The sequence below is a fragment of the Amycolatopsis sp. NPDC104587 genome, assembly GCF_055583645.1.
In genome coordinates this window covers 465,043-485,727 of record NZ_JBVJNO010000007.1, presented here as the reverse complement: position 1 = coordinate 485,727, position 20,685 = coordinate 465,043, and the positions used below count along the sequence as shown (strand labels likewise).

26 protein-coding genes are annotated in these 20,685 nt (G+C 69.7%); 11 read left to right on the top strand and 15 right to left on the bottom strand.

Annotated elements, in window-relative coordinates:
• Window positions 1–38: 38 nt before the first annotated feature.
• Window positions 39–1,001, bottom strand: coding sequence for a TerC family protein (locus ACZ61C_RS24520; protein ID WP_465310132.1), 963 nt, complete (start codon window positions 999–1,001; stop codon window positions 39–41).
• Between the two features lie 403 nt (window positions 1,002–1,404).
• On the opposite strand from ACZ61C_RS24520, the gene ACZ61C_RS24515 reads away from it, so the two are divergent.
• Genes ACZ61C_RS24515 through ACZ61C_RS24475 form a run of 9 tightly spaced genes read left to right on the top strand, consistent with a single transcriptional unit; the run spans window position 1,405 to window position 5,691 of the window.
• Window positions 1,405–1,587 carry a hypothetical protein gene (locus ACZ61C_RS24515; RefSeq protein ID WP_465310131.1) on the top strand — a complete coding sequence of 61 codons (183 nt, stop codon included), beginning with the start codon at window positions 1,405–1,407 and terminating at the stop codon, window positions 1,585–1,587.
• A complete protein-coding gene (locus tag ACZ61C_RS24510) occupies window positions 1,584–2,252 on the top strand; it encodes a hypothetical protein (RefSeq protein ID WP_465310130.1) in 669 nt (222 codons plus the stop codon). The genes ACZ61C_RS24515 and ACZ61C_RS24510 overlap by 4 nt, the downstream gene beginning before the upstream one ends.
• Window positions 2,245–3,387, top strand: a complete 1,143-nt coding sequence (locus tag ACZ61C_RS24505) for a hypothetical protein (protein WP_465310129.1) — start codon at window positions 2,245–2,247, stop codon at window positions 3,385–3,387. Before ACZ61C_RS24510 ends, ACZ61C_RS24505 begins: the two co-directional genes overlap by 8 nt.
• Window positions 3,380–3,934 carry a DUF6283 family protein gene (locus ACZ61C_RS24500; RefSeq protein ID WP_465310128.1) on the top strand — a complete coding sequence of 185 codons (555 nt, stop codon included), beginning with the start codon at window positions 3,380–3,382 and terminating at the stop codon, window positions 3,932–3,934. Before ACZ61C_RS24505 ends, ACZ61C_RS24500 begins: the two co-directional genes overlap by 8 nt.
• Entirely contained in the window at window positions 3,931–4,272 is a 342-nt protein-coding gene (locus ACZ61C_RS24495; RefSeq protein ID WP_465310127.1) for a hypothetical protein, read from the top strand. The genes ACZ61C_RS24500 and ACZ61C_RS24495 overlap by 4 nt, the downstream gene beginning before the upstream one ends.
• On the top strand, window positions 4,269–4,562 hold the full coding sequence (locus ACZ61C_RS24490) for a hypothetical protein (RefSeq protein ID WP_465310126.1): 294 nt from the start codon (window positions 4,269–4,271) through the stop codon (window positions 4,560–4,562). The genes ACZ61C_RS24495 and ACZ61C_RS24490 overlap by 4 nt, the downstream gene beginning before the upstream one ends.
• A complete protein-coding gene (locus ACZ61C_RS24485) occupies window positions 4,559–4,807 on the top strand; it encodes a hypothetical protein (protein ID WP_465310125.1) in 249 nt (82 codons plus the stop codon). The genes ACZ61C_RS24490 and ACZ61C_RS24485 overlap by 4 nt, the downstream gene beginning before the upstream one ends.
• Window positions 4,804–5,319 carry a hypothetical protein gene (locus ACZ61C_RS24480; protein ID WP_465310124.1) on the top strand — a complete coding sequence of 172 codons (516 nt, stop codon included), beginning with the start codon at window positions 4,804–4,806 and terminating at the stop codon, window positions 5,317–5,319. The genes ACZ61C_RS24485 and ACZ61C_RS24480 overlap by 4 nt, the downstream gene beginning before the upstream one ends.
• Before the next feature lie 60 nt (window positions 5,320–5,379).
• Window positions 5,380–5,691, top strand: coding sequence for a hypothetical protein (locus tag ACZ61C_RS24475; protein ID WP_465310123.1), 312 nt, complete (start codon window positions 5,380–5,382; stop codon window positions 5,689–5,691).
• Between the two features lie 172 nt (window positions 5,692–5,863).
• Here ACZ61C_RS24475 and ACZ61C_RS24470 read toward each other — a convergent pair whose 3' ends face one another.
• Both ACZ61C_RS24470 and ACZ61C_RS24465 read right to left on the bottom strand, forming a co-directional pair.
• Complete coding sequence (locus ACZ61C_RS24470; RefSeq protein WP_465310122.1) at window positions 5,864–6,049, bottom strand: DUF397 domain-containing protein; 186 nt, start codon at window positions 6,047–6,049, stop codon at window positions 5,864–5,866.
• Window positions 6,050–6,056: 7 nt separating this feature from the next.
• Window positions 6,057–6,941, bottom strand: coding sequence for a helix-turn-helix domain-containing protein (locus ACZ61C_RS24465; protein WP_465310121.1), 885 nt, complete (start codon window positions 6,939–6,941; stop codon window positions 6,057–6,059).
• A 150-nt stretch (window positions 6,942–7,091) separates the two neighbouring features.
• On the opposite strand from ACZ61C_RS24465, the gene ACZ61C_RS24460 reads away from it, so the two are divergent.
• Entirely contained in the window at window positions 7,092–7,334 is a 243-nt protein-coding gene (locus ACZ61C_RS24460) for a hypothetical protein (RefSeq protein WP_465310120.1), read from the top strand.
• Window positions 7,331–7,600 (top strand): hypothetical protein, encoded by a 270-nt coding sequence (locus ACZ61C_RS24455; RefSeq protein WP_465310119.1) that lies wholly within the window; start codon window positions 7,331–7,333, stop codon window positions 7,598–7,600. Before ACZ61C_RS24460 ends, ACZ61C_RS24455 begins: the two co-directional genes overlap by 4 nt.
• A gap of 731 nt (window positions 7,601–8,331) precedes the next feature.
• On the opposite strand, the gene ACZ61C_RS24450 is transcribed toward ACZ61C_RS24455, so the two are convergent.
• The 12 genes from ACZ61C_RS24450 to ACZ61C_RS24395 all read right to left on the bottom strand — a co-directional run bounded on the left by ACZ61C_RS24450 (window position 8,332) and on the right by ACZ61C_RS24395 (window position 20,681).
• Window positions 8,332–8,679: a hypothetical protein gene (locus ACZ61C_RS24450; protein ID WP_465310118.1), complete on the bottom strand. Its 348-nt coding sequence runs from the start codon at window positions 8,677–8,679 to the stop codon at window positions 8,332–8,334.
• Window positions 8,676–9,650 carry a glycoside hydrolase family 25 protein gene (locus ACZ61C_RS24445; protein WP_465310117.1) on the bottom strand — a complete coding sequence of 325 codons (975 nt, stop codon included), beginning with the start codon at window positions 9,648–9,650 and terminating at the stop codon, window positions 8,676–8,678. The genes ACZ61C_RS24450 and ACZ61C_RS24445 overlap by 4 nt, the downstream gene beginning before the upstream one ends.
• Window position 9,651: 1 nt before the next feature.
• The gene (locus ACZ61C_RS24440; protein ID WP_465310116.1) at window positions 9,652–9,816 is read right to left on the bottom strand and encodes a hypothetical protein; all 165 of its coding nucleotides are present in this window, start codon (window positions 9,814–9,816) and stop codon (window positions 9,652–9,654) included.
• Window positions 9,816–10,685: a hypothetical protein gene (locus tag ACZ61C_RS24435; RefSeq protein WP_465310115.1), complete on the bottom strand. Its 870-nt coding sequence runs from the start codon at window positions 10,683–10,685 to the stop codon at window positions 9,816–9,818. Before ACZ61C_RS24435 ends, ACZ61C_RS24440 begins: the two co-directional genes overlap by 1 nt.
• A complete protein-coding gene (locus tag ACZ61C_RS24430; protein ID WP_465310114.1) occupies window positions 10,682–11,020 on the bottom strand; it encodes a hypothetical protein in 339 nt (112 codons plus the stop codon). The genes ACZ61C_RS24435 and ACZ61C_RS24430 overlap by 4 nt, the downstream gene beginning before the upstream one ends.
• 9 nt (window positions 11,021–11,029) lie before the next feature.
• The gene (locus tag ACZ61C_RS24425) at window positions 11,030–11,437 is read right to left on the bottom strand and encodes a hypothetical protein (protein ID WP_465310113.1); all 408 of its coding nucleotides are present in this window, start codon (window positions 11,435–11,437) and stop codon (window positions 11,030–11,032) included.
• Window positions 11,437–11,883 carry a hypothetical protein gene (locus ACZ61C_RS24420; RefSeq protein ID WP_465310112.1) on the bottom strand — a complete coding sequence of 149 codons (447 nt, stop codon included), beginning with the start codon at window positions 11,881–11,883 and terminating at the stop codon, window positions 11,437–11,439. The genes ACZ61C_RS24425 and ACZ61C_RS24420 overlap by 1 nt, the downstream gene beginning before the upstream one ends.
• Before the next feature lie 13 nt (window positions 11,884–11,896).
• Window positions 11,897–15,241 carry a hypothetical protein gene (locus tag ACZ61C_RS24415; protein WP_465310111.1) on the bottom strand — a complete coding sequence of 1,115 codons (3,345 nt, stop codon included), beginning with the start codon at window positions 15,239–15,241 and terminating at the stop codon, window positions 11,897–11,899.
• The gene (locus ACZ61C_RS24410; RefSeq protein ID WP_465310110.1) at window positions 15,241–19,272 is read right to left on the bottom strand and encodes a hypothetical protein; all 4,032 of its coding nucleotides are present in this window, start codon (window positions 19,270–19,272) and stop codon (window positions 15,241–15,243) included. The genes ACZ61C_RS24415 and ACZ61C_RS24410 overlap by 1 nt, the downstream gene beginning before the upstream one ends.
• A gap of 131 nt (window positions 19,273–19,403) precedes the next feature.
• The gene (locus ACZ61C_RS24405) at window positions 19,404–19,814 is read right to left on the bottom strand and encodes a hypothetical protein (protein ID WP_465310109.1); all 411 of its coding nucleotides are present in this window, start codon (window positions 19,812–19,814) and stop codon (window positions 19,404–19,406) included.
• Between the two features lie 22 nt (window positions 19,815–19,836).
• Window positions 19,837–20,244 carry a hypothetical protein gene (locus ACZ61C_RS24400; protein ID WP_465310108.1) on the bottom strand — a complete coding sequence of 136 codons (408 nt, stop codon included), beginning with the start codon at window positions 20,242–20,244 and terminating at the stop codon, window positions 19,837–19,839.
• An 11-nt stretch (window positions 20,245–20,255) separates the two neighbouring features.
• Window positions 20,256–20,681: a hypothetical protein gene (locus ACZ61C_RS24395; RefSeq protein WP_465310107.1), complete on the bottom strand. Its 426-nt coding sequence runs from the start codon at window positions 20,679–20,681 to the stop codon at window positions 20,256–20,258.
• Between the last annotated feature and the right edge of the window lie 4 nt (window positions 20,682–20,685).

Here is a 20,685-nt window from a genome sequence, read left to right as displayed (position 1 = left end):
CCCCGACCGTACCCGAATTCTTTAGCTGTGCGAACGACCTAGGCCACGACCTGTTTGCGTTCGTCGCGCCGCGCCTTCGCCAGGCTCGCCACCGTGGTGATGGTCAGCACGACGACGATCACGCCGAGGGAGATCCAGTTGTTGATGTCCAGCCAGTCCGGGACGACGTGGTACTCGTGCAGCGCGTGCAGGAACAGCTTCGCGCCGATGAAGGCGAGGATCACCGCGAGGCCGTAGCTGAGGTATACCAGCTTGGTCACCAGGCCGCCGAGCAGGAAGTACAGCTGCCGCAGCCCCATCAGCGCGAACGCGTTGGCGGTGAAAACGAGGAACGCCTCCTGCGTGATGCCGAAGATCGCCGGGATCGAGTCGACGGCGAAGAGCAGGTCGGCCGAGCCGATGGCCACGATGACCAGCAGCATCGGCGTGATCATCCGCTTGCCGTTCAGCTTCACGGTGTAGTGGTGGCCGTGGTAGTCGTCGGTCACCGGGGCGATCTTGCGGACCTGCCGGGTGACGGCGTTCTCGTGGTACTCCTCGTCGTCGCCCTTGCCGCGGACCATGCTGATCGCGGTCCAGACGAGCACCGCGCCGAAGAGGAAGAACACCCAGACGAACTGCTCGATCAGGGCCGCGCCGATGAAGATGAAGACGCTGCGCATCGCCAGCGCGAGCAGGATGCCGACCAGCAGCACGCGGTGCTGGTGGATGGCGGGCACCTTGAACGACGCCATGATGATCATGAAGATGAACAGGTTGTCGACGCTCAGCGAGTACTCGGTGATGTACCCGGTGAAGAACTCGACACCCGGGTCGTGCCCGCCGAAGATCCACACGCCGGCGCCGAAGACGACCGCGCACGCGATGTAGAAGATCACCCAGCGAGCAGCTTCCCCCGTGGTCACTTCGTGCGGCTTGCTGTCGACGATCACCAGGTCGAGCGCGATCAGGGCCAGCAGGCCACCGATCGTGGCGATCCACAGCCACAGGGGGACAGTCATGGAACCAGAACCTCCGGATAGTGCGCATGAGCAACTAACCGGAGGTCTCTTCCGCCGGTGCGAACACCGGCCGACGGTGCCGGGGGCGCTGGGCCACCGTGCTGACGACACCGCCGCGGAGGAATACTCCCCTCACAGCGCGTCCAGTTTGCCGGTTACCCCCCGTCCAACGCCAGCCGGGGTTGCCGACGTCACCACTTTGGTCCTGTTATCCGGGTCACTCCGCCCGCCCGGGCGTGTGATCGGGGTGAGCCGATGAAGGCACTCTCAAGAGTGACTTTCTTAGAGTCACTTAAGCCGTATGTGTGTCCTGACCTGCGGCTTTGTCGTCTCTTCGTAGCTGCGGGCCCGTCGCCGGGAGGGTGACGGTCACCCGCTCCTCACCGAAGGGGAGCAGCAGACCATGTCCCACGACCTCGTCGACCCGGCCCTGAGCCAGGTGTACACCGACGCGTCCGACGAACGCCTCACCGACCTCGGACGCAGCTGGACCGGCAGGATCGGCGACGCTCGGTTCCCGGAGGCGGCCGGCCGCGTCAGCCTCATCCGCGCCGAGCAGGACCGCCGTGCTGGCGGTGCGCGATGACCGACGCCGAGATCCTGGAGAAGCTCCGGGATTACTTCCAGACCAAGGTCAACAACCTGTCCGGCGACGAGATGGCCGAGGGACCGTTCGAGGACGGCACCGAGGACGGCGAGCTCTGGGAGCAGGCCGCCACCCGTATCGACGCGCGCGGCGGGCTCCGCATCTGGTTCGGGTTCGCCGACGACAGCTTGCCCACCGTCGCCGACGACGCGTCCCGCGCGCGGGACTTGCTCGACAGCTGCGAGCGGCAGTTCGACGACCACTCTGAGGACTTCACGCCCGCCGAACTGGCTCAGGGCATGGCGGCGGTCGCGTCCGGCTACGCACAGCTGGCCACGCTCGGCCTGGAGAGGGCGGTCGCTGAGGGGTCGGCGAGGCAGAACGCCCAGATCCTCGACATGCAGTCGGTCGTCGCCGACGCGCACCGTGCCATGGAAGACCGTCAGCGCGCGGAGCAGATCGAGATCGAGGCGCGCACGGCGAAGCTGGCCGAGCTGGACGCGGCGACGTTGGCAGCGTCGGGGTTGCGGGAGGTGCGTGCGGCGGACGAGGCCCGACCGCACGACGGCGAGGTTCCCGCGGCCGAGCCTCCGCCGCCATGCGGGGTCGAGGACAACTGCGGCCTCCGGGGCGGCTCAGCGGGCTGCGGGGCTTGCCGTGGCTGACGACTCTGCCGGCGCCGTGCGCCGCACCCCACGACCTGCCGAGGTCCCTGAGCTCTGGTGGTCGCCGACCGTCGGCTTGATCCGGACGATGGACGGCTTCTACCGCGCCTACGGCGGAGGCAGTCAGCGCTGGTTGGGCTCACTGCTCGCTGAGCAGTTCCCGGCCGACGCCGTCAAGCTCGTCTCGGCCACGCTGCTCGAATTCACGCTCGCCGATGTCCGCGAGTGGAAGAAGATCGCTGCGGACCGCAACGGCACCGCCCGGGTTATGGCCGATCTGCGCGACCAGGTCGCCGCCGCGCAGTCCGAGAAGGACGTCGCGCGCAGCGAGGCTGAGGAGTTCCGGTCCGAGCGAGACGATCTGGCTGGCCAGCTTGAAGGCGTGGTCGTCAGCGCGCGGGACGCGCTGCTGCCTCGTCTCGCTGAGCTGGCCGAGGCGTCCGGGAAACTCCGGTCGGCGGAGTGGCTGCGTACCTGCGCGACCCTCCCGATGGAGGAGTGGCCACCAGCTCCGGCGTGCAAGGGCCCAATGGTGCCCGCCGCCGAACTGGAATCATCACGGACTGACCTCGGCTGTGCTGAGGAGCTGATCAGGCAGTTGCAGAGCGACGCAGCGGAGCGCACCTCCGAGCGGGATGGGCTGCAGGCCCGGCTCGACGCGGCGCTCGCGCTGCACACCGAGTTCAAGATCTACGACGAGTGCGGGCACGAGCACACGGACGACGACGTTGATGCGGGCCGCGCGTTCGAGATCGACGAGGTCGGCTACGTCTGCGCCGACGGCTACCTGTACTCGATCTGCAAGCGCTGCTGCACCGACGACACCGGCATCCAGGGCGAGGCGTGCGCCAACCACGAGCGCCCGTGCTGGCCGTGCGTCACCGTCGCCGCGCTGCAGGGCGACCAGCCCGCCGGGTCGGACGTTGCCGCTCGCGCCACGGAGGTGGCCGACGCTCTCGCCGCCGGCCCGGAGGTGTTCCGCGAGGACGTCGAAGGCACGCCCGGGCAGCACGTCTACGAGGACGACGCCGCGTCCAACTGGGAGGGCATCTGCCGGGTGTGCAGCTACCCGCCCGGCGGCCCGCAGCACATCGACGCCCCCGCCGAGTCCACCGGGGAGGTGGACCGTGGCTGAGCCCATGCCCTACCGGAAGTTCCCCTGCAACGAGTGCCCGATCCGGGCCGACAACGCCGACAATCCCCGGTCGAAGTTCCCCGCCGAGCGGTGGGCGGCGCTGACCAGCACCGTGCGCGACCCGAAGACCGGACGGCAGCCGATGCCCGGCGAACCGATGTTCGGCTGCCACAAGGGAGAACCCGGCACCGACAACGACCTCGCCTGCGCAGGCTGGCTCGCCCAATTCGGGTCGGAGCACGTCGGTGTCCGGCTCGCCGTCGCCAGCGGCCGACTCCCGGAGAGCGCGCTGGAAGCTGCCGAGAGCTGGCCGCCGCTGCACGAGACCTGGCAGGACGTCGTCCGCGCGCAGACCGCGCCGGACCGACCAGGGGAGGTCGACCTCATGCACAACGTCCTGCACACCCTGTCCAGCTCGTGCTGGTGCGAGCCCGCTAGCGCGCTCGACGGGCACGTCAACGAGGACGGCTCCCAGCCGGAGTTCGCCGCGACCGACTGCGACCCGGTCGACGCCGACGGCTACCTCGTCGAGGCGGTGGCCCGGTGATCGGCGACGCCGAACTCAACCGCGTACTACGCGCGGAAGCCAGCCGGATGCAGGCCGCGCTAGACGAGCACGTCGACGTGGAGGCCGGACTGCAGGACGTGTCGCGTCGCGCCGAGCGTCCGACGCCGGACCGCCGGCTGGCCCGCTTCCGGGCGTGGTTCGTCGCGTTCGCCGCGCTCACCCTGTACCTGGCGTGGGTCGCGGTGGTCGAGTACCGCGTGCACTCGCGGGAGCCCGGGTTCGTGCTGCCCAACCTCGCCGTCCTCCTGGGCTGGTGGGGCGTGTTCGTACGCACCTGGATCGCCTGGGGACGCGCGCGGAACGGCGGTACGCGATGACCATCCACCCTGGCCCGTGCCTCCGGTGCTCGCTCCCGTGGCGGCGCTACGGCCCGCACGACCGGTACGAGTGCGACAACGAGCACGTCTACCAGCGGGTAGGCGACGGCGTCATGGTCGAAGTCGTCTACCCGGCCTTCACCAACGACCAGATCAGGGAGGTCGAGGTCGAGCTGTACCGCGAGCGCCGCGTCAACCAGATCCCGAACCGGCGCGCCGCGCTCGAAGAACTCCGCCGCAACCACGACGCCGACACCGAGTGGCAGCACCCCGAAGGGACGCAACCGTGACCGGAATCCGTTTGACCACCGACGAAGAAGACATGATTCGACGTGCGCTCATCGACGCACCGAAGGTGTGCCAGTGGCACGGATCCGACCTTGGCGCGACGCTCGGCACGATCGCCGACGGCACGCCGCGTTGCGAGTCCTGCCGAACTCCGTGGCGCGCCAAGCGGGCATGGGAAGCGTTCACCGCAGCGCGCGATCGTCGCGACCGGGCGACCAGCGTCGAGCCCGGGGTGGGATGGCCGTGACCCGCTTCCTCGCAAGCACGCTCGCCACGGTCGTGCTGCTGCTCGCCCTCGCCGGACCAGCGCACGCCCAAGACGACCCCACCGGCGCACCAACCCCGGAACCGACCGTCGTCGAGACCAGCGCGCCCGCCTCGACTCCCGAACCCACGCCGAGCTCGAGCAACCCACCCGAGCCGACGACGACCACGACGCAACCCAGCACCGCGGCCGCTCCGCCACCCAGCGCCAGCTCGACGACGTCGCCCAGCACCACCGCCCGGCCGCCGGCAACCAGCCGCTCACCGCGGCCAGCCGACACTGGAGCCGGCGCGGCCGCACCGCCCGGACCCACCAGCACACCGCCACCCACCACCAGCACCTCGTCGAACACGTACACCGCGCTCACCCCATGGATCCGGTTCGACGACCACGCCTGGATCGGCGCCCTCGCCGTCCTCCTCATCCTCATCGGCGGCGGCGGATTCGGCATCGTCCTCGAACACGGACCCGGCCGACGCAACCAGCGGACGTAACGGACGACCTGATCCACACGACCACACCGGGAGACGCCGCCAACCCGCAGGAGCCCCGCCATGAAACCCCGCCTGATCATCCTGCTCGCCGCCGCCGCAGCCCTTGCCGGCGCCGCACTGCTGCTGTTCCTGCCCATCAACACCACCGTCGCCGGCAGCGAACCGGTCAGCTGCGGCCAAGTCTTCGCCCCCGACACCCAGCGCGCGGAGCAGGCCGACCAGGTCCAGGGACTCACCGGCGACGGGTTCAAGGCGGGATGCGACAGCGCGGCCGCGGGCCGGCTCGGCTGGGGCATCGGGCTCGGCACCGTCGGTGTGCTCGGCGCGGCCGGTGCGGCGCTGGCTCGGCGGCCAGCGCGCGCGGCCGCGTAGGCTGACAACCCTCGAGGCGGTTTCCTGGTTGGACGGCTGGGCCACCACGAGGCCAGGCGGCGGGGAGTCGGCAGCTCCTGTTGGCGCAGGACGACACCGCCAGCCTGGCAACCTCTGCTCGTGACGACGCCCCCGGCACCGTTGGGGTATGCCGGGGGCGTCGTGCTGTGCGCTACGCCTGGCGCAGCTGGCTGATCGCGGCGCGCCACGCCCTGGCCGACACGGTCAGCTGGCCGGCGTTCCTGGCTTTCGTGTCCCGCACGCCGACCTCTCTGGCGACGCGGACCTCGACGCAGTTGTTGCCTTCCTGGCTATAGCTGGAAACCCGCCAGGTTTTCCTTCCTCCCGGTATGATCATTCCGTCCTCATCTCGTTGCGGCGGGCGGCCTAAGCCCGTCGATGACACCGGCGATGAGCTCGGCTGACTTCTCCGGGCTCATCGCCGCCTGCAGGACCAGCTCGACCGCGGCGCGGTACGCAGCTACGTCGTCCTCTCGGTGCAGGATCAGGCCGGACCGTCGGGTCTCCAGGAACACGATCGCTGGGGTGGTGTCCGCGGTCCGGGGTTCGATCAGGGTGAACGCGCCTTCGAGGTTCGGGCCCCAGCCTTCTGCGGCGGTGATCCGGATCTCGACGTTGTCCCAGGCGCTGATCTTGAGCAGGTATTCCAGCTGCTTGGTCATGACGTCGCGGTTGCCGATGACGCGGCGGATTGCGGGTTCGCCGATCAACGCGATCAGCTCGGCCGGTTCGGTGCGCTCGTCGGGGCTGATGACGGCGCGGCGTCCGAGCCGGGTTGCGACGCGGGTGCTGATCTGCTCCGGCGGGACGGTGCCGCCGGAGGACATGATCGCGCGGGCGTAGCCCTCGGTCTGCGCGATGCCGGGAATCAGCAGCGGGCCGTTCTCGATGATCCGGCCGGCTTTCTGCTCGAAATCGACGTAGGCCTCGTGCTGGCGGGCCTGGTCGGCGAGGCTGGTGGCGACCCACTGGGCGGCGTCGGCGCCGTCGAGGAGCCCGACGATCTCCTCGTAGCGGGCGCCGGTGACGTCGAGGCGGCCGAGGATCGCGCCGAGTTCGTGTTCCTTCGGGACGGCGTGGCCGTTCTCGATGTTGGAGAGCCTGCTCTTGGCCATGCTGATGGTGCGAGCGAACTCGCTGAGGCTGACGCCGGTGGCGTTGCGCTCTTGCCGGATTGCGGCGCCGAGGCGGAGTGCCTTCGAGGTCGTCGCGTCGTCGTTCTCGGGCATGCAACGAGCATAGGCCACACATCGCGGGGGTTTGGGGTCACCCGATCAGGCCATTGCGGTGCGATCGTTCCATGCGTTCCAATGTTTCGAGAACGGTCAGAACGGCAAGAACGCTGCTGCTGACGAAGCGACTCTACCGCGGGGGCGGCGATGGACATTACGGGACGTGGGTGGCGCGAAGAGCACCTCGTCGTGCTGACCGACCTGGTGACCGGAGAAGAGGTGCCGGTGTACACCGGTCTCACGACGGACCCGAAGGCCGACCGTGTCGTGGCCGTCATCGCATACGGCGACGGCCCCACGCTCGTCCTGGGCGACCGGTCCGGGCAGCTGCGCGTCAACGTCTCCGCCACCGACAAGGACCTCGAGGACGCGCGACGGGCCGGACGATGAACGCGGATCCGGAAGAGGCAGTCGTGTTCACGGTCGACGCCACCAGCCGCCGGGACGCAGGCGGCGCCGACTTCTACCCGCGCCGGTACATCGAAACCGGCGCCGTCCACTGGTTCTACGGACCCCGGCTGCGTAACGGCGTCACCATGGCGTCGACGTGGTGCAGCGACACAGGCGCCGGAATCTTCCCGAATGTTGACCTCAGCCTCGACCTGACCGGCGGCGTGCCGTGTGCGGCGTGCTCGGCGAAGTGGGGCATGACGTGAGCCTCGCGATCACGCACGCGACCCCGGCCCCTGGGCTGCACCACCGGCGAGCATCAGACGACGAGATCGCGAGCTGGACACCTGCGCAGCTCGAGGTGCACAGCTGCCGGCACTGCCACACGGCGTACCGGGTGGGGACCGGTGCAGCGTGGGTGTGCGAGCACTGGCACGAGGGTCAGCGCTCCCCCTGATCGGCCCGGTCGGCGCGTCACCCTCCCCGTGCGCGCCGGCCGGGTGCCGCGCCCCGCAGGGGGTGGCGCGGCGCGCTGCCGGGCTCGGGCCCCTCGCGGGTCCGGCAGCACTCCAACTCCGCGGGCTCGCCGATCACGACGGCGAGCAGTCGCGGAACAGCCGTCCGACCGGCCGCGGGCGGCTACCTGCCGGGGCCCTCACGCGGCTCCGGGCCCCGGCAGGTCCTCAGGCCGCGCCTCGGCCGTTGGGGCGGGCGCGGAGCCGGGCCCCTGGGCACGCACCGCCTGGGGGTCCGGCCTCGAACCTCGTGACCACGGAAGGAGGAGAGCGATGGCGAAGGACTGGTGGATTCTCGACGACACCGACCCGGACGACGACGACTGACCCGCGCTGGCCGCGCCGACGCCATGCTCCGCCTCCGAGCTGGCGTCCCATTCCCCCGAGGGCGCGGCGGCGTTTCCGCGCTCCGGTTCCCGCACACCCGGTTGCGCAGCTCAGCCCCCGACTCTGCAGGGTCGGGGGCTGAGTCGTGTCCAGCGTCAGTCGTTGATCGGGCCGCCCAGCACCGGAGGCGGCCCCGGGTCGTGGTTCTCCGGCAGGCTCGTGATCCGCGGCGTCCCGTCCCGGCTGACGCCGTAGCTGGGCGGCTGGTTCGACCCCAGCAACACGCGGGTGGCCCACGGCGGCAGCTTCGCCTCGACGGCCCTCAGCGCCGCGTAGATGACGCCGAACACCACCGGCATCAGCACGGTCTCCCACAGCCCGTTCAGAGCGCCAGTGACGCTCTCCGGCAGGCCGAGGGCCACCAGCCACGTGATAAGCGCCGACCACACGCTCGGCACGATGGTGCGGAGCCAGGAAACGAGACGGTCGCTGAGCGCGGTCACTGGGCACCTGCCGCGGCGTGGAGGACGGCGCCGAGCTTGTCGACGACGGCCTGGGCGAACTCGTCGGGGTTGTCGCCTTCGGCGTTGGCGAGGGCGTCGCGGGTGGTGTCCTGGAGGGCGGGCAGGAGCGCGGCGGCGATCTGCTGGGCGGACACGCCGCCGCTGCGGGCGACGAGCGCGGTGAGGTCGCCGAGGCTCTTGGTGAGGTTGTCGAGCCGGGCGGTGAGCGGGACGGTGCTGTCCGGCGGGCGGTGTGCGCCGCCGGCACCGGAGACGTACAGGTGCAGCTCGCGGAGCAGCTGGTCCTGGTTGCTGTCCATGTCGGGTACCTCCTGGGTGGTGGCGCCGCCGAGCAGGGCGGCGAGTTGGTCTCGGGTCCCGCGGAACGCCGAGGCGTCCAGCGGCTGATAGCCGGCGATGCGGGCCGAGCTGGTGAACTGAAGCAGCGCGACGGGCAGGCCTCCGTAGCCGTTCCAGTACGACACGGGGACGCGAGCCCATTCGTCGGCGAGCAGCCCGACGACGTTGTCCGGGTAGCGGCTGGACCACAGCGGCGGCAGACCGGCCAGCGACGGCGAGCCGAGGTGGTCGCGCCAGTACCAGGGCGGCAGGTACAGCAGCGGCACCCGGTACCCAGCGGCGCGCAGCTGCCCGACGAGGTCCTTGGTCAGCTGGACACCGCCGGAGTTCGCCTCGACGTCCGGGATGACCGGCACGTCGAGCGGCACCACGCTGCGGATCTTCGCGACGTGCTGCGCCGCGGTCGCACTGGAGCGCTGGTACCAGTACGCGGCGACCAGCTGCCCGGCCGCGCGGGCCTCGGCGAGGTTCGAGGTGAAGTCCGGGTCGACGAACGTCGAACCCTCGCCGGCCTTGAGGATGGCGAGTTCGCATCCGTCGGCGCGGGCCCGAGCGAGGCTGAGCGCCTTGTCCTGGTGGTGGGAGATGTCGATCGCGAAGGTAACGGCCACGTCAGCCTCCGGCCTTGGCGAGGATGAGGATCAGCGCGACGACACCGCCGAGCCCGCCGCCCAGGCCGGCCAGCACGTAGCGGGCGGCCGGGCGCGCGACGATCACGGCGACGCCGACAAGCAGCAACGCGATCCCGAGCAGGATCACGGCGAGAGTCAGGTCCATCAGTTGCCTCCAAGGGGCGGGTTGGGTTCGGTGCTGTCCGCCGGTGGCGTGGAGGTCACGGGCGGCGGTTGGGTGGCGACGACGCAGGTGTAGGTGTCGGCGGTGCCGCCGTCGGCGAGGACGACCCGGACCTGCGCGAACTGGCCACCACGCGGGCACAACGCGTCCGGGTGGTCGCGGAGGTAGGTCGCGAACGCGTCCTGGATTTCCTCGGTCGTCGGAGTGCGGCCCGGTTTGCCTTCCGGCCCCTGTGGGCCTTCCTTCCCCTGGTCCCCTTCCTTCCCTTGGTCACCCTTCGGGCCCGCCGGGAGAGGGTTCGTGGCCAGGTAGCCGGCCAGCGACGCCGCGACCTGCATCGGCGACGGCCCCGGCACCGTGATCGGGTTCGCCGCAAAGTACGCCGCGATCCCCGCGCCGAGCTCCGCCGCGGTCGGCCGGGTCGCAGGCAGCTGCGCCAGCACCCGCGCCGTCGCCGACGCCACGATCACCTCGGTATCCGTTGCCTGGCCGGGCGACGGGATCGGGACCTGTGCCTGGCCGCGGCGCGCCAGCTCGGCGTTCGCGCGGTCCCCGGCGGTCTTCGCGGCGTCCGCCTGCCCGCGCAGATAGCTGATCGTGGTGTCCTGGCTGGCCTGCCGCGCCGACAGGCCAGCCAGCTGCGGACCGAACCACAACACCACCGCGGCCGAGCCGAGGATCGACACGAGCAGCGCGACGACAGCGACGAGCGGCGCGACCTTCCGCGGCCAGTCGCGGTTCCAGAACTGGCTCCGGGCCTCGTCGGTGGCCGCGGCCGCCGCCTCCTGCCGCACCAGAGCGAGGCCTTCGTGAAGCCGGTCGTCGGCGGTTCGGTCATCGTGCTCGGTCACGGCAACCTCCCGTCCCAGCCTCGTCGATACAGCTCGGCCTCCAGCGCATCGCAGCGAGCTTCGAGGCGTTTGTTCTTCCGCTCGACCGAGCGCAGCCACTCGCGCAGCACGGCCTCGCCGGTGACGCTGCCCGGGTCGCTCTTGACGGCGGCGGGGGTGTCCGCTTTCGCCAGGGCGGGCGCCGGGTCGGCCGGTTTCCCGAAGCGGCTCTTGGCTTTCTCGACCCACACCGGTCCGCGGGCGGCGATGTAGGCGATGAGGACCGCGCCGACGAGTCCTGCGAGCGACAGCCACCACGGAGAGCCCGCCGGGATCGCGTCAGCGGCGACATACACCTGGCCCCCTCAGGAATCCGTGCGCGCATCGGGTGTCTCCCTCGCGGTCATCCGGTAGCTGGTGCGCTGCCACAGCGCGAGCCCGTTGATCGGGCCGACGAAAAGCAGGTAGTGGATCGGGCCGCCCCATCCGGTCGCCTGGTCGGTGAACAGCGTGACCGCGAGCCCGATCCCCCAGAAGATCGCGGCGACGACCGCGACCGCGTGCCCGGCGGTGTACCGCCGGAAAAGCAGCAGCAGCCCGGCCAGTACGAAAGCCGCGCCCCACACTCGGATCGGGACACCGAGGCCGCGGATGAACGCGAAGCTGCCACCGGAGGACCACTGCGCGGGCCCGAGAAGGTAGCCGGTGCCGACGGCGGTGGTGTGCGCGGCGATCAGCCACCGCGGCACGCCGATCCACTGTGGACGGTTCATCACAGCCCCAGGTCTTCCACGAGCAGCTCCCGGTCGACGGAACCGCCGTAGATCGTGGTGGTGGCACCGGAGTTCGCGAGACCGGTCATGCCGATCGTGACGAGCCCGGACAGCACACCGGCCGGGACGGTGCGTCGGGTGTAGAAGGTGTCGTTGCCGCCGGTCGACTGCATGATTCGTTGCCACAGAATGGAACTGGACGTCGTGATCGGCCCGGCGCCGCTGATCCATCGGCAGCACATCGTGTTCGAACTGGACGGTGACGACGAGTGTTGGGTCCCCCACGAGATCGCGTAGGAGTGCGTCGCGATCGCGGTGAACGACACCGAGTCCGCGGACAGCACCTTGGTCGAGGTCGTGAACGTGTCGTTCGAGGACGGCTGCGCCGACGCGATGATCCGGTTCAGCATCGCCGCCGTCAGCGTCGTTCCTGCCTGGTATGACACGGTTTCCTCCCTTCTACAACGCGATCGTGGCGCGGCGGGTCAAGGACACGTTGGTGCCCGCGGTCTGGGGTTTGATGACGCCGTTCACGGAACGGGTGACGGTCATCAGCTGGGCGTTGCCGTTGAGCTCGACGACCATGCCGCGGGAGATCGCCGACGCCCCACCGGTGACGGTGAACGACCCGGACGCGATGTTTGCCGGTGTGCTGTACGGCTGGATCACGTAGTCCCACACCAGCCCGGCGTCGTCACCGGTCGTCGAGGACGGCTCCCCGATCTCCGTCGCGCCGGCGATCGTCGCGACCGATGTCCAGTCGTCCTGCTTCCACCCGATGTACAGCACCACCGAGCGCTGCGCACCGACCGGCATCGCCGGATACGCGATGTTCTGCGCGGAGCTGTTCAGCTGCGCGTTCGCGCCGACCACTTCGACTGAGCAGCCCCGGAACGCGGCGCACTGCGCGAGCGTGGTCGCGTTCGCGACGCCGTTGGAGAACGTCACCGTCGGCGCCGCCTCGCCCGCCTGCGCGATCTTCCCGAGCAAGCACAGGTTGTTCGCGAACCCCAGCAGCCGGTACCCGGCGGGGATCTGCGGCGTGCCGTCCGGGCTGTTCCGGATCGCCGCGAGCACCAGCAGCGCGTCACCCTCGGCCAGCCCCGCCGGCAGCGCCGGGACGACGGACGCGTTGTTCCCGACCGCGGCCGTGCCGGCCGCGACGAAGCTGGGCCCGAAGCCTCCGACGGCGGTCACGGACATCGCTTCGCCGCCGACGGTGATCGGGATCGGCAGCTGGGTCGGGTCGGTGGTCCAGCCGCACCCGGACGTGTCGACCACGAGGACCTTGCTGGCGGTGGAGGTGACGTCCCCGGCGAGCAAGCTGGTGTCGGAGTCGATCTTTCCCATGCCGTTGGAGTCCAGCACCATCACCTCGTACGGCGACGCCGGCGCACAGTTGAAGGTGATCTCCCACTCTTTCCCGCCGAGGGTCTCCGAGTAGCCGCGGGCGAGCTGAGTGATGGTGTCCGGCGCGATCAGCGTCTTCGGGTTCGTGATCACGATCCGGTCGTCGAGGTTCACGCTCATCGCGTCCAGCGCCAACTGCTGCGAGATGGTGGCGAGCTTCGCGACGTTCACCGAGATCTTCGGGTAGCGGGCCTCGTCGACCGTACCCAGGTTCAGGCGCCACCCAGCCGCGCCGACCAGCTGGTCGTCGGTGTAGAGGTTCAGGGTGACGGCGTCGTCGTACCGGCCCACCCCCGTCCCGACGGTCGGCGGGGTCACGGCGAGCCGGCCGGTGGTCTGCACCGCCTCGAAGCTGGACCCGCCGGAGCGGGTGACGGTGATGTCGTTGCGGAGGTTCTGGTCGTCCTCGACCGGCTGGAACGGCGGCACCAGTTGCCCCGCCGCGTAGTTCAAGGTGAGCGCGGCGAGCTGGTTGTACAACGATGAGCGCTCTCGCAGCCACAGGCCCGGGTGTGAGCGGGACTCGTAGATCGTCCCGAACGTCGCGTCCGCGGCCTCGTCCATCAGCTCCAGGACCGACTTGCGGGTCTGTGTCCCGACCGTCGCCGAGTCGATGAACTGGTCGGTGAACGCCTCACCGCTGGTGTAGCTGTAGCCGATCGAGTTCTCCCCCGCCAGCCGCAGATTCCGGCTGGTGGACTTCTCGCCCGCATAGGCGGACAGCTGGTCGGAGAGCGTGTAGATCGACGTGATGCTCGACCGGACCGCGATGTGCCCCAACGCGCTCGAGGTGGCCTGCCGGTACGGATTCATGAACAGCCCGGTGACCGCGCCGATCGTGCAGCCCGGCGCCGTCCCGCCGGACGCCACGCCGATCGCCTGCCCGGGCTCCAGCGTCGCGACGGTGTAGTCGACGTTCCCGCCGTTCTGGGTCAGCTCCACCGACAGCTGCACCGGCCGGCCGTTCAAGGCGAACGGCAACGTCCCCGAGATGTGGAACGACGTGCGGGCCGGGTCGTAGAACGCGAGCTTCAGGCCACCGCCGCCCGCGGACTGGTAGAAGCAGTCGATGAACGCGGCGGTCCCGTTGGTCTGGATCTGCGCAAGCGTGGCCTGGTCGACCTCGCCGGACGACTGGACCGACAGCAGGTGCACCAGCTGGATCTGTCCGGTCGCCGGGTTCCGCGGGATCGGGCCCACCCACCGGCACGCGTTGGTTTTCGCGATCGCCGCCGACCCCGGGAAGCTGGAGTCACTGGCGAAGTCGGTTTTGCCGAGCACCAGCGACATCGGGGCGCCGCCGAGACCCGACGCGATCTGTGTCGAGCCGGACAGGTCCTCAACCGGCCAGTACGCGATGTGCGCCGGGGAGATTGTCTGGTTGCCGCGCAGGTACGTGGACTTCAGCGGTGACGAGCCCTGCGTCAGCCGGCGCCGCGGCCCGGCCGCTTCGATCTGGGTGTACACGTCGCGGCCGGACACGTCCCACTGCGGGGGGAACGCGGCGATCTCGCCGGCGAACCGCGGGATCCGGACCTCGAAGTCGTCGTAGGTGAACGTGACCGGGACGTTGGTGTTCGACGCTGAGGTCGCGCCGCCGAACCCGACCCAGCCTGCGGCGCGGCGGTACAGCGTGGACACGTGGGCTTCGCAGTTCCACGCGTACGGCTCGACGGTGGCGGCGTCCCAGATCTTCGCGCGCAGCGTCTGCGAGTCCCGCTGGAACCGGATCCGCAGCGGCTGGCCGAGGTAGGAGAAGTTCGTGATTGTGGCCGCGGAGTAGGAGCTGCCGCCGACCTGGGAGATCGTCAGCGACATCACCTCGGCGACCGACACCTGCAGCCGGGCCCGGTAGTAGTCCGATGTGGACACTCCGCCGAGGATGACGTCCAGCGGCTGGAACGCGGCACCGGTCACGTCGCTGACGGACGGGGTGACGGTGCAGGAGACGTCGACGTCGCCGTACACCTGACCGGCCTGGTACGCGATCAGGCTGTCCCCGGCCGTCGGGAACGACAGCGTCGCCGCCGACCCGTTCGTCGCGAACCGGGACGCGGTCCCGACCGTGGTCCAGCCGCCGCCGACGTCGGCGGTGCCCAGCCCGTTCGACGTCGTCCGGCCGAACGCGTCCTTGGCGACGCGTACCCCGACCCGCAGCGCGGTGTTCCGGCCGAGCATCGGGTAGTACGGGGAGGTCGGGTTCCGCGGGCTGTACTTGCCGGTGCGGTTGTTCAACGTCAGCTGGCAGCTGCTCGGCCCGACCGCGCCCTGCTCGTTCTGCCGCCCTCGCGTGATCTTGATTTTGTCGCGGGCGTACACGTCCGACGTGACGTTCCGCCAGCCCCCGAGGTTCATCTCCACCACGACGTCCAGCGGGTCGTACGGGAACACCATCACGACCTCCCGAACGCGGTCTGGACGTCGCCGCCGCCCTGCACACGCACGAAGTTGCGGATGACCTCCATGAGCAGGTTCTCCAGCGACGAGTTACCCGACGTCGCCCACTCCAGCCGAACCACCGGCGCGGCCGCCGCCGAGCGGTAGCCGCCACCAGCCGAAGCCGTCCTGCTGCCACCGGCCGGGGCGTACAAGGCTTCCTGCCCATCGTTCGGGTTCCCACGCCACCCCGACGCGTACAGGGCATCCCACGTCGACCGAGGCACCGAACCCGAAACCGCCGACCCGCCAGGCGGATACAGCGCCTCCATCCCGTCGGTCGGGTCGCCCTTCCAGCCGGCCGCGAGCAAGCTCTCCCACGTCGCGCGGGACACGGTGCCCGACTCGACGGCGCCACCGCCGGAGAACCCATCCACACCTGCGTTGATCATTTCGAGGAGGCGGCGGTGCTTCCGGGTCTGCGACGCGCGGATCACCATCTCCCCCGCCGCGCCGCGCATCAGCCCACGCGACGACAGGCCCAGGATCGAGTCCGACGTCCCCGTGCCGATCGGCGGCAGCACCCCACCGCCACGGATATCGACCGCGCGCATCCCCCCGACGGCGAACCGCGGAACCGACTGGACCTCGCCGCCCGACGCGTACCCGACTGTGCCGCCCTTCGCGAACATCCGAAGGTTCGTGTTCGGCACACGTACCGACTCGCGGTAGTTCACCCCGACGTTGATCGTCGCGGTGCGGGTGCGGGCGGCGTAGTTCAGCGCGCCCTCAGCCGAGGCGGTGTTCGCGCCGGCGTTGACCCATGCCCACTTCCCGTTCGTGCTCTGCACCCACAGCTGCACCTTCCCCGTCGCCGGGTCAATGCGGGAGTCGGTGTTCGTCCACGCCCACGAACCGTTCGCCTGCCGCAACCACGTCTGGATCTTGTTCGTCGCCGGGTCTACCCGCGTGTCCGTCGTGGTCATGCCGACCGTGCCGTCCGCGCGCTGCTGCCACACCTGCACCGAACCGTCCGCCGACCCGGTGTCCGCGTGGACCGTCACCGTGCCCTCGTAGTGGTTCACTTCGTTGATCAGCGCGTCCGCGGCGTTCTTCCCGGCCTGGGTGTTCGCGAACACCTGGAACGTGCCGTCCGGCAACGCCACCACCTGGTACCCGAGGTCCTCCAAGTTCTTCTTCGCGTCCTCGGTCAGCGTCGAGACCTTCACACCCTTCTCCGGCGGCATCTTCAGCAGCTCTTCCAGCACGGTCTGGACCTGGACCTTCGACGCCTCGCCACCCGAGACCTTCAGCACCGTCTCGATCGACTCCGGGATCGCGCCGTAGTGCTCGAGCACCGCCTGGACCTGCTTGTCGTTGAGGCCCCACGCTTTCAGCTGGTTCCGGAGCTGGCCTTCCATCGGCTCCAGCGCCTGCGTGATCTCGGTGGCCGACTTGCCCTGGTCGTGCATCGACTGCGCGAACGCCCCCATGTGCTGCGCGGCCTCTTGGACCCAGTTCTGCAGCTTCGACCCGGCCTCCGAGGTGGTGTTGATCGCTCCGGCGGCGTTGAGGAAGTCCTTGTTGTGCACCGGCAGGTTCAACCCCTTGAGCAGGTCACCCGCGGTGCGCATCTGGTCGTTCCAGGCCTGCTGGGCGTCCTCCGCGCGCAGCTGCGAGCCGTGCAGGGAGTCGAATACCTCGACCATCGCGGCGCCCTTGGCCTGGACGTCACCGCCGGCTTTCGCGAGCTGGTTGAACGCCTCGCTCAGGTTCGCAGCCGCCGCCTGCCCGACGGTCGAGCTCTCGTTCAGCTTGAGCTGTTCGGACGAGACCCCACTCAGTGCAGCCTTCAAGTTGCGAGCTGACTCCTGAGTTTCGCGGAGTGACTTCGCTTGCTCGCCAGCTATGCCGATGCCGTTTTCCATCTGGCGCAACTGGGTCTGCTCGGCGGCGCTCAGATTGCCGTACATGTTCGCGACGTCCGCCGCGGCGCCGCCCTTGTCGGCCAGCCCCTTGATGTTGATTTTGTTCCAGTCGGCTTCCTGCTGCGACAGTTTCCCCTGCTGCTGCCACGAATCGATCAGCGCGTTACCCTTGCCGACCACGTTCTCCATCGCGCCGGCGTGCCCGGTCGCCGCGGCGGTCAGCTCGCCGATGTCCGATCCGAATGCGCGCGCGTTCTCCGCTGCGTTCTTGTCCGCCAACGCTTTCGCCGTGGTCTGCTGCACTGACGCGCCGATCACGCCGCCGTCGGCGCGCAGCGCCGAGGTCAGGTTCTGCACGTTTGTCGCGTGCGCCTGCGCCTTCGCCGCGGCCTCTTCCTGTCGGCGGCCGAGCTCCATCAGCAGCACGCTCAGCACGCCGGTCGCGATTCCGGCCGGGTTCAGCGCGCCGGCGATCAGTCCGGTCCCGGCGGCCTTGAGGGAGTTCATGGGGTTGCGGGCGTTCGCGAGGTCCGAGGCGAGGTTCTTCACCTTGCCGCCGAACCCGTCGAACCCCGCGGTGGCGTCAACTCCGAACTTCGACATCAGCATCGACGTGGCCGTCAGCGACCCGCCGATCTGGGTGAGCCCGGGTGGGAGCGCCGACGCGAGGTTGACCACGCCGGACAGCACCGTCATCAGCCCCGACCCGGCGGTCGAGAACCCCTGCAGGAACCCCATCACGCCGGAACCCTGCGCGGTCATCCGGACCAGCGCGCCCGTCGCCTCGTCGACGAGCACATGCAGCGAGTTCAGCGGCCCCGACGAGCCGTTCGCCAGGTTCGCGAACAGAGTCCCCAGCCGCGCCGCGAGCAGCTGCACGGTCCCACCGAACCGCGACATCCCCGCACCTGCAGCATCGGAGCCCTGTGACGCGTTCGCGAAGAACTGCGACAGCCCCGACCCCGTCTGCCCCAGGAACGACCGGAGCCCCTTGAACACCGGCTCCGACTTCTGGACCGCGGTCAGCATCCCCGGCATCGCGTTCTCCGCGAAGTCCGTGACCGACCCACCCAGCTCCCGGATCGCCGGCCCGGTCGCCGCGGTCGCTGCCTGCACCTGCGGCGTCAGCCGGTCCCACGCCCTCCCCGCGTCGCCGAGCGTCTCGACGACGTCGCTTTCAATCGCCTGGCCCATCCCGTTGACGTCGTCGAGGACGTTGTTCGCCATCCCTTTCGCCGCGGTCTGGACCTTCTCCGACGACGAAACCGCGTACACGGCAAGCCCGGCGAACGCCGCACCCGCCGCCGCCAACGCCACCGTCGTCCCGGCCGCACCCACCGCAGCCGCGGCCGGCAACCCGACATCCAAACCGACGAACTTCAGCGCCTCGAACTGGGCCTGCGACCGCTTCGCGACCTTGTTCATCTCCTGCTCGACCCCGGCGCCCGCCTTCCGCACCGAGCCGCGAGCCTTCGCCTCGTCGACCTCCGCCGGGATGTGCGCCGCCACGCCAGCTTCGGCGGCGTCGACCATCGCCTCGAGCTTCGCACGGAACGCCGCTGCCTCTTCCGGCTTGACCGGGATCTCGGTCTTCAGCAGCGCTGCGGCCTTCTTCAGCGACGCCTCGAGGTCCGTCCGGAACACGTCCATGTCGGGCGTGGCCGGGATCTTCAGCGCCGCACCGGCGGTCCGTTTGATCGACGCCTCGAGGTTTTTCCGCCACGCCGCGTCGATCGGGTTGTCGGCCGTCACCGGCAGCTTCGCCGGGGTTTTCTTGCTTTCCTTCTCGAAGCCCTCGCGGGTCTTCTTCGCCGCGTCCTCGCCGGCCTTGCCGAGCTCGTCGCCGAGGTTTCCGGAGAAGCTGCCAGAGAACGACTTCGCTGCCTCCTGGCCGGCCTTCTGCGCCGCGGTGATCGACGTCTTGGTGAGTTTGCCGGAGAAGCTGCCGTTGAAGCTGTCTGCGGCGTCGTCACCGGCCTTCTTGGCCTTCTGCCGGGTGGCGCCCGCGAACGCGTCACCGGCTTGCTCGCCGGCGCGCTTGGCCTTGGCCTTCTGGGACGCGGCGAATCTCGCGCCATCGGGGTCGTCCCAGTGGACTTGGATGCGGACGTCGTTCGCCACTTAGCTTGCCTCCTTCCGGTACGCGTACCTCACGATCTCGACCAACTCGAGCAGCTCTTCGCTTTCCTCCGCCACCGCGAGTGGCGACATCCCGAACCGCTCGCCGAGCTCGACGAGGGTCTGGGCGTGGGCTAGCTCGCGAGGACGGTCATCTGCTGCATCGACTCCTCCAGCTCGAGGTCCCTCTCCGGAGCCTCCGGCTGCGCGGGCTCGGGTTCGGTCGCGCCATCGGTCGATGGCTGCTCTAAAGGGGCGCTCGGGTAGACCGCCTCGGTGTAGGCGTTGACGAGCGCCGTGAGCACCGGTTCTTCCAGCGACCACAGGTTTTCCGCGGTCATCGGAAGGGTCTCGTCGCTGTCGTCGTCGGTGAGGTTCCACGACAGCATGAACTTCGGGAGCTCGTCGATCCCCTTCTTCCAGTCACCGAGCGCCTCGAAGGCCATGCGCTCCCGGATCGAGCCGCGGCGCAGCTTGACCACGAGCGGGTCGGGCTCGCCGGGGAACTCCAGCGTGTAGGTGGTCTGCGTCCTTCTGAATCCCATCGCGGCGGTGTCCTTTCTGGACTTACGACCAGGTCGGCACGGTGCCGTCGGCCAGGGAGAACGGGGCGTCGAAAGTGAGCTCGCCGGACGCGGCGCGCTTGAGGCTGTAGTCGGTGATCACGACCTCGTTGTTGAGGGTCAGGCCACCGACGGTGATCGCGACCGTTCGCTGCACGGAGGTGGACGGCACGGTCTTGAGCACGTCGTGCGACCGGTTGGTGGTCGGGTTGACGACGCCGGTGAGCGTGCCGGAGAAGTCCGCCAGGAGCAGCAGACGCTCCATCGCGGACTTGTCGACACCGGTCACGTCCTGGACCGCGCGAGGGGTCGCAAAGTCGAAGTTCGTGATGTCGTTGCGGATGTCCCGCGGGGTGGCTGCGGCGTCGTCGACGCTGAGGGTGGTCATCCCGAGACCGGAGATCTTGGCCATGGTGGTGCTCCTTATCCGTTGATCTGCCGCGCCAGCGCGGTCGTTGTGGTGTGCAGGTGGTCAGCCCACGCGTCGGGCCCGGAGTGGCTGACGCGGACCTCGTTGGCGTCGTCGGTGACGAGGAACAGCTCCGGCCGGCCGAGCGGCGCGAGGTGGCCGTGCTGCGGGCGTCCCTGGTGGATGACGGTGTTGAAGCAGTCCTGGCCGGCGGCGAACGTGAACTCCGTCAAACCTTCCTCGGTGCGGCGCTCGGTGAACCGGCGGCCGGCCTTGGTGCGGACGTACGCGGCCTGGCGCCGGCCGATCTCCAGGTTCTCGTCGAACCGGCTGATCCAGCCGTGCACGTGGGCCGGACACATCTCCTCCTCGCACGACCGGACTCGCCAGTGCGTGTCGAGCGGCGCGGAGATCTGGAAGTGGTCGTGGGGCTGGGTCATGGCG